The sequence below is a fragment of the Acinetobacter sp. TY2 genome, from assembly GCF_046269225.1.
Taxonomy (GTDB): Bacteria; Pseudomonadota; Gammaproteobacteria; order Pseudomonadales; family Moraxellaceae; genus Acinetobacter.
This window is the reverse complement of sequence record NZ_JBJZOR010000008.1, coordinates 97,927-111,030: the sequence shown is the minus strand read 5'-3', so window position 1 is coordinate 111,030 and position 13,104 is coordinate 97,927. Positions and strand designations below refer to the sequence as shown.

Genomic DNA, 13,104 nt, shown 5'->3' with positions numbered 1-13,104 from the left:
GAGCGTCTATCCGTGCGTAATATTTTAGTGACTAATGCCCTTCCATACGCAAATGGCCCAATTCATATGGGACATTTACTCGGTTACATCCAAGCAGATATTTGGGTTCGTGCCATGCGTGCAATGGGACATGACGTGACTTATGTCTGCGCAGATGATGCTCACGGCACTGCAATTATGCTTCGTGCGGAAGCAAACGGTATTAGCCCTGAAGCGCAAATTGCGAATGTGCAAAAAGAACACATCCGTGATTTTGATGGCTTTAATGTCATTTTTGATCATTATGATTCAACGCATAGCGACGAAAATAAAAACCGTTCTTCAGAAATTTATATCAAAAACCGTGATGCAGGCAATATTGCCATTCGCCCTGTTACACAGCTTTTTGACCCTGAAAAAAGCATGTTCTTGTCTGATCGTTTTATCAAAGGCACATGCCCAAAATGTAAAGCAGAAGATCAGTATGGAGACTCATGCGAAGTTTGCGGTACAACCTATAATGCAACAGAATTACTCAACCCTCGCTCAACTTTAAGCGGTGCGACACCTGTTGAAAAATCATCTGATCATTATTTCTTTAAATTGCCAAACTTTGCAGAATATTTGCAAAAATGGACACGTGATGAAGGTCGTTTACCTGTTTCAATCGCAAACAAACTTGATGAATGGTTTGAAAATGGTTTGAACGATTGGGATATTTCTCGTGATGCACCATATTTCGGTTTTGAAATTCCTGATGCGCCAAATAAATATTTCTACGTTTGGGTCGATGCGCCAATTGGTTATATGTCGAGTTTTGAAAACTACATTAAAACTAAACGTCCTGAACTCAGCTTTGACGAGTATTGGAAAAAAGATTCTAAAAATGAGGTGTATCACTTCATTGGAAAAGACATCGTTTATTTCCACGCATTGTTCTGGCCTGCAATGCTTGAAGGTGCGAATTATCGTACGCCATCAGGTCTATTCGTCAATGGTTTCTTAACTGTGAATGGTCAGAAGATGTCAAAATCTCGTGGTACATTCATTAAAGCAGAAACCTATTTAGAGCATTTAAATCCTGAATATTTACGTTATTACTTTGCCTCTAAACTATCTGATAAAGTTGAAGATTCCGACTTGAATCTGGATGATTTTGTACAAAAAGTGAATTCAGACTTAGTCGGTAAAGTCGTGAATATTGCAAGCCGTTGTGCAAAATTCATTAATACCAAGTTTGATAATAAACTATCTACAACCTGTACAGAGCCTGAACTGGTTCAAAGCTTTATTGATGCAGGCGATTCGATTGCCAAATCTTATGAAGCTCGTGAGTTTTCTGCTGCAATTCGTGAAATCATGGCACTTGCAGACAAAGCTAACCAATATATCGATGAGAAAAAGCCGTGGGCTTTGGCGAAAATTGAAGGCGAAGAACAACAAGTTCATGATGTATGTTCTGTCGGCATCAACTTGTTCCGTCAATTGGCAATTTACCTTGCACCTGTATTGCCAACACTTGCGAGCCAAGTTCAAGACTTCTTGAAAATGGACAACTTCAACTTTGCATCAGGCAAAACTATTTTAGTTGATCATGAAATTGCACAGTTCCAACCACTTATGCAACGTGTAGACCCGAAAGCTGTTGCCTCTATGGTTGATGCTTCTAAGGACTCTTTAGCTGCTGCGGCTGAACCTGTAAAAGTTGAAAAGAAAAAAGAAAAGAAAGCCGTTGAGAAAAAACCTGAACCTAAAGTCGGTGAAGCAGCTCTTAACACAAGCACCATCGGCATCGAAGATTTTATGAAAATTGACCTTCGTGTTGCAGAAGTTTTAGATGCAAGCACTGTTGAAGGTTCTGACAAACTTCTTCAATTGACTTTGAATGTTGGTGAAGCTGAACCACGTAACGTATTTAGCGGTATCCGTGAGTTTTACCAACCTGAAGACCTTAAAGGCAAATTGGTGGTGATGGTGGCAAACCTTGCACCTCGTAAAATGCGTTTTGGTATTTCAAACGGTATGGTTCTAGCTGCGGGCAATGGCGAAGGTGTTTGGGTGATTTCACCTGAATCTGGTGCTAAAGCGGGTGATAAGGTTTCTTAAGGTTTAATACTTTAAGATGAAAGCCTCTACTGATGTAGGGGCTTTTTATCACTTAAATCTATAATCACACTATTTTAATTATCTTGCTGCACTATTTTTCCATTTTCTTTAACTACATGACCATCATAAATATAAATCATTTTATGCTGTGCCACTGCTCTTTCTTGGGCTTCACTTTCCGGCGCCCCGATAAAATCAGGCATTTTGACAACAATTTGACTCGTTGTTGTACTCACGTTGATTAGATCAGAACAAGAACCAACAGCGGGTGAAACACTAACTTTCTTTGTCGGAGCAATTTTTACGAAATACAAAGTGATTGGGCAACCACGTCCTCCTACGTCTTCCACAAGAAGCACATCATCGCCTTTCAACTGATAAATCCCCTCAACATCTAAACTATTGTTACCTTCTATCACAGGATTAACTAGTTTATTATTAAAATATAATGCACCACCTAGATATTCATTAGATTCTTTGATTTGAAACTGACCATAGCGTGTTTCATATATTTCTTCATTTGCATATGCTTGGCATACACCCCCATACATTAAACTTAAAAATAAAGCTTTATAAATCATTATTCGTGCTCTTTAATTCGTGTTGATTAAAATATTATATGCTCTGTTACGATTAGTCCTTTTATTGGGACATTTTGTGTTACCCTCACATTCCATGCATCGACCATTCTACGAAATCCACAATATTTTTTACAAGGTTTAATCACTCCTTCGATTGTTGTTCCCATGATTGGTACACTTATTTGAATTCCCCATTAGGTTATGTATTTGGCTTTTTTCTTCCGTAATCACCCAATTCTTATTTGAGCATTTCTATAAAGCCAAAATAGTTCCAACAACTTTTTGAAAAGCATTTTTCTACGGCTGTATCCGCAATTTGATGTGGGCACTCTTTATTTTTATTATGATCATGGGAAATAGTTTCAAGAACTTTCTTTACATTGAATTGATTATAATAGTTGTTCCTTCAACAGTTATTTGTACACAACTTGAATAGAAAAATAAATACTGAAATAATTCCTTATTTAAATGCTACTCCTAAAACTAATTACTAAATTTTTCAAAAATGGGCAAACCATTGTAGTTCCAACAGGAACTAACGTATTAATGTTTATCACTTCATCCCAAAAATTAACTTTAATCCAAGTAAAGTCATTACCCCACCAGCAATACGGTCAAATACTTTCTTAAATTTCAAGTACACACGACGTGGCTTTTCCGCAGATAAGGCAACGGCTACCAAAGAGTACCAACCTGCATCAATAAAAAAACACAACATCGGCAAAACCACATAAAAATAAATTGGAATTTCTTTTGGTAATAGTGCAGTAAAAATACTCGCCAAAACAATCGCAATTTTAGGATTACTGAGCTGAGTAATAAAACCTAAACGATATGCTTGAGCATAACTCATCACCTGAGCCTGACTATCTGCCTGCTCCATCGGTTCTTTGGCATGTTTAATAATTTTATAGGCAAGCCAAAGTAAATATAGACCACCACAAATTTTTAAAATCAAATAGGCTGAAGGCACTGCCAATAAAATAGCCTGCAAGCCCATTACAGCAAGTAAGCCAAAAAAAGCTGCGCCTGTACCTGTACCTAAAGCAGTAAACAAACCATGACGGCGTGAAATTGCAATCGAGTTTTTAGCTACATAAATAAACGTTGGACCTGGACTGATTGCGCCAAGCATCAGCGCAAAAGCAATAGAACCCAATATAAGTAATGATTCCAAGTGTCCAACCTTATCATTGAATAAATTTGCGTAATTTTACTGCAAAAATGAACTAAAAATTAAATTCTCTAAATAAAAAAATGAAATATTCAGACCCTAAGAAATAGTCAAATCAAACCACATGTAAAATTCTGATTTTAATAATTATTATTTACTTTATTTTATAATTTAAAAAGCTTAAACTAGCAGACATAATTAACAAATACTTAAAAATAATTTCAATGAATATAAAGAATACTTTAAAAAATATGACAATTGCTGAAGCACTTTTACTTCGTATTGATCTTATTACAAAGCGAGATGCTTTACAGCAACGTATAAATAACAACTTATTAATCAAAGCGGGTGCTAAACTCAGTGTGGCACCGCAAAGTTTAATTCGTGAAGCATTTGCAGTAAATAAAGAAATTTACGAATTGACCCATCGTATTAATGCGACCAATGCCGCTACAAAAACGATTCATAATCGTAAAATATTAAATGTACTTGCAGATCGACAAGCATTGAAACATCAACAAATGATTCTTCAGCAAGCAATTGATAAGGTGAATGAAGACTACCATTTATATAAACAAGATCCTTCATGGATTCATACTATTTCTATGAATGACTTACAGAAACATTATGATGAGATCACAACTCAATTACATCAGTATAATTTAGAAATTCAGGCATCAAATTGGAAAATTGATTTAATTTAAGCCATTCAAATATGCAATAGCTCAGGATAGATCTGGCAATTTATCATTCAATCTATCCGCTTAAATTAAATCGTTATTTATTTTCAATATTCAGTTCAGTATTGAAATCACCCACATTCAGTCGATAATCTTTTTCATATACAGGCATACCTGCAATATGAATTGAACGAACCTCAGTCTTTGTCGGTGTTGGTGCTTTTTGGTCACATCCTGCCAACATACAAATGACTAGTATACTAAAACCTATCGATAATTTTTTCATCACAGATTCCCATTCATTATTTTTATTCTTTACAGCATAGCACTCCTGCTTAAAAAATCAGCTCATCATTCAATTGTTATTGTAATAATCTATTTTCAATATTTTATGTTTTGCATCTTAAAATGAATAACTTAATTTACAGATTCTTTTAAACACGGCGAACTTTTTGACTTAAAGTCTTTACCCCATGTTCGATAGCCTTGAGTATCAATATGAAAACGATTATTTCCATACATACCTAAACCCATCTTCAATTTTGTACCTTCAGTTTGCCAAAATTGACATAAGGCTTTGACCAATAATTTACGATCTTGCTCATGTGTTTCTTTCGGATCAAGTACATGAAAATCGACTGCATAATGATAAACGTGCTTACTTTGCTTAGCCCCATGCACACAGGTATTGAGCGATGGACTACGATACATTGCTGTAATGGTGTAACGTTCAAAATATGCATCACGATACAATTGATCGAGTAGTTTTAAACTCCCAATAATATTATTCCAATACGCTTTCGGTGGAATAGCAAAACGCTCTGATTCACATGCTTTCACCATGACATTACGATTGGTCATAATTTCAAGCTTTGTTGGTGGTTGTGTTAAATATTGACGTATAAATTGAAAATAATCATCTACAAGTTTAGGATCTTGCTCGGCTTTCCAATGATTAAACTTTTCTTTTAACTCATTTTTATTTCCTGATTTCTCCTGAGTTGGATCTTTTTTCATATCACAACCCATAATAAATAATGTACTCAACAGACTGACTATAAAAATAATTGTTTTTATTACACTCACTTGGGTTCTCTTTTATATAGATTAGTTAAATCAGATAAATATATCAAAAAATGCTTTTATTTTAATCGTCATCATTCACTTTAACTTATCTGATCTTATCTCCAAGTAACTCTCTAAAGTTTAAATTTAAAAATGAATGATATAAATAGTAAGGGTTTTGATCAAAAAAATGTCCGTTAAATATGTGAATCGGCTTTCAAACCAATCTCATGCGAAAGCATCATCAAAAGGAAGAGTAAATTTGGGAAAATTCGCTCGAAACAACTACCATTCTGAAAATACAGCATCACACTAAATAATGTCTTTTTATCAATTATAAGAATGTCGTTGTAAAACTTATTACATATACAATGTACTCAACTTTATAAGGAATTGTCTATATGTCTATGTTTGATCGTATTGCCCAAACTGTGTCTTATCAAACATTGACCTTAGATTCACCTGTTCAAATTACCATTAAACGACTCGATCAAATTCATCCACACATTTCGGGCAATAAATTTTTTAAACTGAAACACAACCTACTTGAAGCACAAAAACAAGCTGCAAAAAAAATCATTACCTTTGGTGGCGCATATTCCAATCATATTGCAGCGACAGCTTATGCAGCACATCTGTTTGGTTTTGAGAGTATAGGTATTATTAGGGGTGAAGAGTTAGCAGATAAACCTTTAAATCATACCCTATCTAAAGCGCAACATTTTGGCATGCAACTGCAATTTTTTTCACGAGAAAAATATCGTCAAAAAGATACAGAAGCATTTTTACAACAACTCAAAAAAGAACATCCTGATGCCTACATCGTACCTGAAGGCGGTAGCAATGCGCTTGCCATTTTAGGCTGTCAGGAAATATTAACCGATGATGATCGTAAAAATTATGATGTGATCTGCTGTGCCGTCGGTACAGGTGGAACAATTTTAGGACTCATTGAAGCAAGTTCGACTCATCAAAAAATTTTAGGCTTTTCAGCACTTAAAGGTGATTTCTTACAAAAGGAAATTGCTCTTAAAACGACTAAATCTAATTGGAAAATTACAGATGATTATTGTTTTGGAGGCTATGCCAAAACCACTGTTGAATTATTCACGTTTATACAAAATTTTGAACAACAATATCAAATTCCTTTAGAGCAGATTTATACAGGCAAAATGCTGTTTGGACTTTTGAATTTAATCGAAAATAATCATTTTGCGAAAAATACTCGAATATTGGTGATTCATTCAGGTGGTTTACAGGGACGAAAAATGCCCTTTTCTGATTCAAATCAATGATGAAACAGCTAGAAATTTTTTGTCAAATCTGCAACTAAAAAGATACGCAAGAAATCAAAAGCAATATTGTCTATAATGCTGTGCTTTCTTCCCCCCCTCTTGAGTGTGTCATGTCTTCCAACCTCTATGATGTTATTGTTCTCGGCGCTGGTGCTTCAGGTTTAATGCTTGCTGCCAAAGCTGCTGCCCGTGGGCGTAAAGTTTTAGTAGTTGAAAAAGCAAATAAAATTGGTAAAAAAATTCTCATGTCAGGCGGTGGTAAATGTAACTTTACCAATCTTTATGTTGAGCCTGAAAACTTCATTTCACATAATCCACATTTCGTTATTTCGGCACTCAGCCGTTATACCAATTGGGATTTTATCGGCATGGTTTGTGAATATGGCATCGAGTACGAAGAGCGGAAACATGGGCAATTATTCACACTCAATGGTGCGAAAGAAATTTTAGCCATGTTATTGAATGAATGTGAAAAAACAAAATCTGTCGATATTAAAACCAGTTGCGAAGTCAAAGCGGTTTCAACTGTTGATGGTAAAAATTTTCAAGTAGCCACAAATCAAGGTTATTTTGAAGCTGAATCGGTAGTTGTTGCATCAGGCGGTTTATCTATTCCAACACTTGGTGGTTCTGCTATTGGTTATGACATTGCCAAACAATTTGGACATTCCATTCACGCCACTCGTGCAGGATTAGTGCCGTTTACTTTTTCCGATCAATTCAAAGAAGTCACAACAAGACTCAGTGGTAATGCAGTAGAAGCAACTTTATCAAATGAACTCAATAGCTTTACTGAAGCCTTATTGTTTACCCATCGTGGTTTGAGTGGTCCAAGTTCATTACAGCTTTCAAATTATTGGAATGTTGGGCAAAGTTTTAACATTAACTTTTTACCTGCTGTAGAACTGTTTGAATTATTTAAAGTAAAAAAACAAAGCCATCCTAAAGTACTTTTGCGTACATTATTGGCTGAACATTTACCAAAAAGTGTGGTGCTTGAATTACAGACTTTAATTTGGGCTGAATGGGCTGAAACAGCAATAGGGCAACTCAGCGATGAAAAGCTTGAAAGCATTGCCAATAAATTACATCAATTTGAAGTTAAGCCTTCTGGTACTGAAGGTTACCGTACTGCAGAAGTGACTTTAGGCGGTGTCGATACCACTGAAGTTTCATCGAAGACCATGGAAAGTAAAAAACAAAAAGGTTTATTTTTCATTGGTGAAATTTTGGATGTTTCAGGACATTTAGGGGGCTTTAATTTCCAATGGGCTTGGGCTTCTGCACATGCAGCATCTGAATATGTATAAGTAAAATACCTTACAAAAAATTAAGCAGTTTGAATTGTCATTAATTCAAACTGCTTTTTTGTGACATCTAAATCAATATCATCCAATATAGAACTTATTCCAAATAATCCATTTGAAATAACTGCGCTTGAGATGTATGGGCACGTGCAATGGCTTGATCCATTGGATCTTGCGGTGCAATGCTCTGAATACGTTTTTCCAATTGGCTTAATTTTGCCAAAACAATCTTTTTAAAAATAGTGATAAATTTCATAGAAGTTCCTTCTTCTTCAGACCCAATCAATTATATTATCAATTAATATTTTATATATTAATAATTTAAATCTAATTTATTTCACATCAAAAGTCTATAACGATTGAAAATTATTCATCTTTTTGGTCATTTTTTTTAACTTGAGATCTGTCAGTGGAATCTTGTTTTTTCTGTATATCAGCACGAGATGTATCTTTATTGGCAAAAACAAATTTATAAGCACTTGCCAAAAAACCTACCGTAATTCCCGCAATAATAATAGGTGCAACGAATTTATTCGGCTTTTTATCGGTCATTGATTTTCTCCTTCATTTTTTATCAAATAGATACAAGTTCATTCAAAATACTATGCATATTTTTAAATAATATAAAGGTCATTGTGTACTCATTTATATTTTAATGAACAGGTGAATTCGGGTCATTTTTTTCCGATGAAGTGAATACTCCAAGACTATTTATTAAGCTTATGTTTTACAATCACATTCCAAAAATAGAATAATATTCATCCAATCTTAAAACAACTCAAATAAAAAAGTAAATTGGGGGATTTAGCATGTTCAGTTTGAAAGTGGGCTATACTATGTTCCCGCTCAATTTTTGGCAATTCAGGTATGACCTATCTTAGGCAAAGTGTCTCGCTTGATCTAGACACAGATGTCACTGCACAGTGTTTTTTACATACAACGCGTGATGAAAATTTGATTGGTATCGTTGAATTTAAGAAACCGAGTTATATTCTAAAATGGGGTGACTTAGAGTTTTTTCGTCGTCGTACTGAAGAATTGTCTGTTATGCCATTGCCTGATTGTATCAACGCGATGATTATTGATATTCGAGATGTCGCTGCCTTTTTGGATAATGAAGTTCCTATTATTCCATGGCGCTTAATTGAGGAAGATTGTCCAATTCGTTTAGTCGTTCCACAAGATCGCCTAGAACATTATTCAGGCATTTTTGAGCCAACATGGTTAAGCTGCGACCAAGCAACAGCGATTCAAGAATTACGTGAAATGATGGATATGTTTGTCCATTAAAGTTTAATTTAAAAATAAAAATATGGGTATAGAAAAATCCTCAACTCTGAGGATTTTATGTTTAGAGCATCAATATTTTGAATCACACATCTGAGTTTTTCATTGATCTAACCTTACCCTGATGCAACATTACCAATAATTTTCGACTGCAATATTACCTTCACCACGACGGTTCATAGTCAAACCACGCGCTTTAAGTGCATCTTTGGTATCATCAACCATTTGTGGATTGCCACAGAGCATGACATGCGTAGTCGCAGGATTAAAAGCCAAACCCGCCACTTTTTCTAATTCGCCATTTGCGATCAACACTGGTAAACGATCATGTAATATCGCATTTGGGTCACGTGTAATAATTGGAATAAATTTAAAACCCTGATGCCCTTCGCCAAAAGTTTCGGCAATCTCTTGAATTCGCGCTACATATGCCAACTCAGCTTCAGTACGTACACTATATACAAGATTGATATGCTGATACTTCGTCCATGTCTCAAAATCTTGTAGCATCGAAATAAATGGGGCTAAACCAGTTCCTGTCGCAAGTAACCATAAATCTTGTGGCAAAGGCAATTGGTAACGTGCTAACGTTAAAAATCCATAAGGGATTTTTTCCAAATACAGCTCATCGCCTACTTTTAAATGTTGCAAATTTGAGGTGAAAGCACCATCGGGTACGACAATTGAGAAAAATTCGAGCGTTTCATCAAAGGGTGATGACACCACTGAATATGCCCGAACCACCAATTCATCACCTACTTTTAAACCAATACGAGCGAACTGACCTGCGGTAAATTTAAAATGAGCAGGTCTAGTCATGGTGAAACTAAATAAAGTATTGGTCCAACGATGTACAGATAAAACCGTTTCTAAGCTAAATTTATCAATTGACATGATTTCTACGTGGCGTGAGTGATACAGCTCATGTTAGCATGACAGGCTAAATGATGAATAATTTTAAATGTTAAGGCGATCTCCATGCGTATGACTTTACGTCAATTGGCTGTGTTTGTAGCCGTGGCTCAAGAAGGTACCGTCACCAAGGCAAGTGATGCTGTTCGTCTAACCCAAAGTGCAGCAAGTATGGCATTGGCAGACCTCGAAGATGGTTTGGGTGCTCCACTCTTTGATCGCCTTGGAAAACGCTTACAACTCAATGATCTTGGTCGTTTTTTACTGCCACAAGCATTGGAAATTTTAGGTCGTTGTGATGCTTTTGAACAAGCAGCTAAAGGTGAACTGCAAAGTATTGATTTACGCATTGGCGCAACACTGACCATTAGTGATTATCTGATGCCTGATTTAATGGCTAATTTTTTGCAAATGCAACCAAAAGCACACTTGCAACTACAAGTGGGCAATACCCGCCAGATGATTGAAGCAGTCAATCAATTTCAGCTCGATTTAGCCCTCATTGAAGGCTCGTGCCATTTACCACAACTACAGTGTATCCATTGGCGTGATGATGAGTTAGCCGTGTGCTGTGCACCTGATCATCCTTTAGCACAATTAAACCGTCTTTTAAAACCTCAAGATTTTCAACAAGCGGAATGGATTTTGCGTGAAGAAGGTTCAGGTACACGAGAAGTGTTTGATACTGCTATTTTAAAAGATTTGGAAAATGCCAATATTCGCCTCACACTTGGACACAATGAAGCTATTTTAAAAATTGTTGCTGGTGGCTTAGGCATATCATGTATTTCGAAACTTGCGATTGAACCCTTACTTGAAAAAAATCAATTGGTAATTCTCGATACACCTTTTTGGCAATTAGCGCGCCCATTGTTCATGCTTGTACATCGTCAAAAATATCAAGGACCAGGTCTGAAAGCCTTTATGCAATTCTGTGACTTAAGATAATTTTTCTTGAATTCTCAATATCAAATTAAAAAACGCCATCTCAATGGCGTTTTTTATTAGTTTTGATTGCTACCTTCATCAATGATCTGACTACGTTTTATTAAATCACTTGTGACACGAACATCAGCGGCGGGTCTTTCTTTCTGTTCCGACTTCTGTAATGCTTGTTCATTTTTTTCTTGTGAAGGCTCAATCACTTTTGCTGTCATTTGCCTTGTTTCAGTCTGATTAGAAGTTGTTTCATTCAATGCTTCACGTGACTTTTGTGAAAAATAAACTTGTTTTACATGTCCAACAGCTTTGCGCTGTTCAATCACGATATCATTTTGTTGTTGTGTATATAAATCTAGTTTAAAGCTTTGCTCAGCCTGATAATCCTGAAATATATTCCAAGTATAATAACCTCCCGCCAATGTGCCCATGAACAAAATGCTTAGCCATGCAAATACTTTAGTTGCTTTAGAACGATTTTGTTGTACAGGATCATGCCAAGATTGTACTTTCAATGAAGGCATTTTAAAAGAATATTTAGGTGCATGATCTAAACGAATAAATTGGCTTGCCTTTAATTTCCCTTGATTTTGTACAATAATAAATTTTACATTTTCACCTTTACGTGGCAATCCCCCTTCAGATGGAAAATCTGAGATTTCAAAAAAAATCGTCTCATTATTATCTTGTACTGTGACAAAACCGAAACCATGATCAGGCTGATATTCTTTTACTCTGCCTAAATTATACATGAGCTTATCCATATCCTTACTTCTCATTAGGTTATATGCGATTTAACTATTTTTTTCAAACACTGTTTTGATTGTTATGTGATCAATTTATCACTAATTATCCTATTGCGATGAATGGTTTATTTTTCTCGATTTTTTCCGAGTAATTCATCTAAGGCTTGATTTGATAGTATTTTATTTGGTAAGCGACCTAAAGCACGACGCTGTTCAGCTACCTGCTGTTTTTGTTCAGCAGTGAGCTTGTTTAACTTAATTGCTTGATCTTGTTGATAGTGCTGATAACGCTTATAGGTATATAGAGCTAAATTGATACACAATAAGCCAATGAGACCCAAAACAATCCACCACCAATTAACTCCATTACTCTTACATTGATTTTTCTTAAACCCCTCTTTAACAGTTGGCGCTTTGTAATGCCTATAGCCAAATTTAGCTTTTAAGTTTTGGTAGGTTGAACTCTTATGATACTGTGCAATATCGAGTGAATTACTCTGAACAGGTGGACTTAACGGTACTACAGATTCCACAGATTCCACAGATTCCACAGATTCCACAGATTCCACAGATTCCACAGATTCCACAGATTCCACAGATTCCACAGCGTTGATGTTTAACTCTACTCTAGGCAAGTGTTGTTCAGTGCTATTTTGTAAATCGGCTTGTTTGTTGATTTGAATACCATCTTCTGCAAGCGTTACAAGTGGTGTCATAGACTGACGAACAATATCAAAACTATTCTTTTTCACTTCTATTTCTTGCGTATAAGCTGCATTTTTATAATCTAATCGGACAATCAGATTTGCGTGTAGCACACCATTTTTTTCTATAATAGAACACTTAATTCGTTCACCAATATGAGGAGCAATATTTGAATTTGGAAAGTCTGCACTAGCAAAAATAAGCTCTTGTTCATTGTCTAATAATACAATGTGGCCCTTTTTGGTTACTTTGTCATAAATTGTGACCAACCCCTTATAGAACATAATGAAGTACTCATTTTATTATAATTAAAATAAAAAAGGAGGTT

15 protein-coding genes are annotated in these 13,104 nt (G+C 35.5%); 6 read left to right on the top strand and 9 right to left on the bottom strand.

The genetic code is table 11. The features are described 5' to 3' along the window. The first annotated feature begins 12 nt into the window (after nucleotides 1-12). Nucleotides 13-2,085, top strand: coding sequence for a methionine--tRNA ligase (gene metG, locus ACK1JC_RS07215; RefSeq protein WP_409511182.1), 2,073 nt, complete (start codon nucleotides 13-15; stop codon nucleotides 2,083-2,085). Between the two features lie 74 nt (nucleotides 2,086-2,159). On the opposite strand, the gene ACK1JC_RS07210 is transcribed toward metG, so the two are convergent. Together ACK1JC_RS07210 and ACK1JC_RS07205 are read right to left on the bottom strand one after the other, a co-directional pair. Next, nucleotides 2,160-2,666, bottom strand: a complete 507-nt coding sequence (locus tag ACK1JC_RS07210; protein WP_409511181.1) for a hypothetical protein — start codon at nucleotides 2,664-2,666, stop codon at nucleotides 2,160-2,162. Nucleotides 2,667-3,219: 553 nt separating this feature from the next. Beyond that, a complete protein-coding gene (locus tag ACK1JC_RS07205; protein WP_409511180.1) occupies nucleotides 3,220-3,843 on the bottom strand; it encodes a LysE family translocator in 624 nt (207 codons plus the stop codon). Between the two features lie 221 nt (nucleotides 3,844-4,064). Here ACK1JC_RS07205 and ACK1JC_RS07200 point away from each other — a divergent pair, with 221 nt between their 5' ends. Next, nucleotides 4,065-4,544 (top strand): DIP1984 family protein, encoded by a 480-nt coding sequence (locus ACK1JC_RS07200; RefSeq protein WP_409511179.1) that lies wholly within the window; start codon nucleotides 4,065-4,067, stop codon nucleotides 4,542-4,544. 73 nt (nucleotides 4,545-4,617) lie between these two features. Here the strand turns inward: ACK1JC_RS07200 and ACK1JC_RS07195 are convergent, their stop codons facing one another. Then, nucleotides 4,618-4,806: an NF038215 family lipoprotein gene (locus ACK1JC_RS07195; RefSeq protein ID WP_409511178.1), complete on the bottom strand. Its 189-nt coding sequence runs from the start codon at nucleotides 4,804-4,806 to the stop codon at nucleotides 4,618-4,620. A gap of 131 nt (nucleotides 4,807-4,937) precedes the next feature. Then, entirely contained in the window at nucleotides 4,938-5,537 is a 600-nt protein-coding gene (locus ACK1JC_RS07190; protein WP_409511177.1) for a D-Ala-D-Ala carboxypeptidase family metallohydrolase, read from the bottom strand. 455 nt (nucleotides 5,538-5,992) lie between these two features. Here ACK1JC_RS07190 and ACK1JC_RS07185 point away from each other — a divergent pair, with 455 nt between their 5' ends. Further along, nucleotides 5,993-6,880 (top strand): 1-aminocyclopropane-1-carboxylate deaminase/D-cysteine desulfhydrase, encoded by an 888-nt coding sequence (locus tag ACK1JC_RS07185; RefSeq protein ID WP_409511221.1) that lies wholly within the window; start codon nucleotides 5,993-5,995, stop codon nucleotides 6,878-6,880. 110 nt (nucleotides 6,881-6,990) lie between these two features. Continuing rightward, entirely contained in the window at nucleotides 6,991-8,190 is a 1,200-nt protein-coding gene (locus tag ACK1JC_RS07180) for an NAD(P)/FAD-dependent oxidoreductase (protein ID WP_409511176.1), read from the top strand. A gap of 94 nt (nucleotides 8,191-8,284) precedes the next feature. Here the strand turns inward: ACK1JC_RS07180 and ACK1JC_RS07175 are convergent, their stop codons facing one another. Further along, nucleotides 8,285-8,443 carry a hypothetical protein gene (locus ACK1JC_RS07175; protein WP_409511175.1) on the bottom strand — a complete coding sequence of 53 codons (159 nt, stop codon included), beginning with the start codon at nucleotides 8,441-8,443 and terminating at the stop codon, nucleotides 8,285-8,287. A 110-nt stretch (nucleotides 8,444-8,553) separates the two neighbouring features. Next, nucleotides 8,554-8,739, bottom strand: coding sequence for a hypothetical protein (locus tag ACK1JC_RS07170; RefSeq protein ID WP_409511174.1), 186 nt, complete (start codon nucleotides 8,737-8,739; stop codon nucleotides 8,554-8,556). Between the two features lie 315 nt (nucleotides 8,740-9,054). Between ACK1JC_RS07170 and ACK1JC_RS07165 the strand changes: the two genes are divergently transcribed. Continuing rightward, entirely contained in the window at nucleotides 9,055-9,477 is a 423-nt protein-coding gene (locus tag ACK1JC_RS07165; protein ID WP_409511173.1) for a hypothetical protein, read from the top strand. A gap of 129 nt (nucleotides 9,478-9,606) precedes the next feature. Here the strand turns inward: ACK1JC_RS07165 and ACK1JC_RS07160 are convergent, their stop codons facing one another. Then, nucleotides 9,607-10,368, bottom strand: coding sequence for a ferredoxin--NADP reductase (locus ACK1JC_RS07160; protein ID WP_409511172.1), 762 nt, complete (start codon nucleotides 10,366-10,368; stop codon nucleotides 9,607-9,609). Nucleotides 10,369-10,452: 84 nt separating this feature from the next. Between ACK1JC_RS07160 and gigC the strand changes: the two genes are divergently transcribed. Further along, complete coding sequence (gene gigC, locus ACK1JC_RS07155) at nucleotides 10,453-11,334, top strand: LysR family transcriptional regulator GigC (protein WP_409511171.1); 882 nt, start codon at nucleotides 10,453-10,455, stop codon at nucleotides 11,332-11,334. A gap of 56 nt (nucleotides 11,335-11,390) precedes the next feature. Here the strand turns inward: gigC and ACK1JC_RS07150 are convergent, their stop codons facing one another. Beyond that, the gene (locus ACK1JC_RS07150; RefSeq protein ID WP_409511170.1) at nucleotides 11,391-12,077 is read right to left on the bottom strand and encodes a cold-shock protein; all 687 of its coding nucleotides are present in this window, start codon (nucleotides 12,075-12,077) and stop codon (nucleotides 11,391-11,393) included. A gap of 119 nt (nucleotides 12,078-12,196) precedes the next feature. Beyond that, nucleotides 12,197-13,060, bottom strand: a complete 864-nt coding sequence (locus ACK1JC_RS07145; protein WP_409511169.1) for a hypothetical protein — start codon at nucleotides 13,058-13,060, stop codon at nucleotides 12,197-12,199. Between the last annotated feature and the right edge of the window lie 44 nt (nucleotides 13,061-13,104).

What these genes read in the sequence shown, in the direction of transcription:
- ACK1JC_RS07210 (WP_409511181.1), bottom strand. Translation starts at nt 2,666, where the DNA reads ATGATTTATAAAGCTTTATTTTTAAGTTTAATGTATGGGGGTGTATGC.
- ACK1JC_RS07200 (WP_409511179.1), top strand. Translation starts at nt 4,065, where the DNA reads ATGAATATAAAGAATACTTTAAAAAATATGACAATTGCTGAAGCACTT.
- ACK1JC_RS07195 (WP_409511178.1), bottom strand. Translation starts at nt 4,806, where the DNA reads ATGAAAAAATTATCGATAGGTTTTAGTATACTAGTCATTTGTATGTTG.
- ACK1JC_RS07190 (WP_409511177.1), bottom strand. Translation starts at nt 5,537, where the DNA reads ATGAAAAAAGATCCAACTCAGGAGAAATCAGGAAATAAAAATGAGTTA.
- ACK1JC_RS07185 (WP_409511221.1), top strand. Translation starts at nt 5,993, where the DNA reads ATGTTTGATCGTATTGCCCAAACTGTGTCTTATCAAACATTGACCTTA.
- ACK1JC_RS07180 (WP_409511176.1), top strand. Translation starts at nt 6,991, where the DNA reads ATGTCTTCCAACCTCTATGATGTTATTGTTCTCGGCGCTGGTGCTTCA.
- ACK1JC_RS07175 (WP_409511175.1), bottom strand. Translation starts at nt 8,443, where the DNA reads ATGAAATTTATCACTATTTTTAAAAAGATTGTTTTGGCAAAATTAAGC.
- ACK1JC_RS07170 (WP_409511174.1), bottom strand. Translation starts at nt 8,739, where the DNA reads ATGACCGATAAAAAGCCGAATAAATTCGTTGCACCTATTATTATTGCG.
- ACK1JC_RS07165 (WP_409511173.1), top strand. Translation starts at nt 9,055, where the DNA reads ATGACCTATCTTAGGCAAAGTGTCTCGCTTGATCTAGACACAGATGTC.
- ACK1JC_RS07160 (WP_409511172.1), bottom strand. Translation starts at nt 10,368, where the DNA reads ATGTCAATTGATAAATTTAGCTTAGAAACGGTTTTATCTGTACATCGT.
- gigC (WP_409511171.1), top strand. Translation starts at nt 10,453, where the DNA reads ATGCGTATGACTTTACGTCAATTGGCTGTGTTTGTAGCCGTGGCTCAA.
- ACK1JC_RS07150 (WP_409511170.1), bottom strand. Translation starts at nt 12,077, where the DNA reads ATGTATAATTTAGGCAGAGTAAAAGAATATCAGCCTGATCATGGTTTC.
- ACK1JC_RS07145 (WP_409511169.1), bottom strand. Translation starts at nt 13,060, where the DNA reads ATGTTCTATAAGGGGTTGGTCACAATTTATGACAAAGTAACCAAAAAG.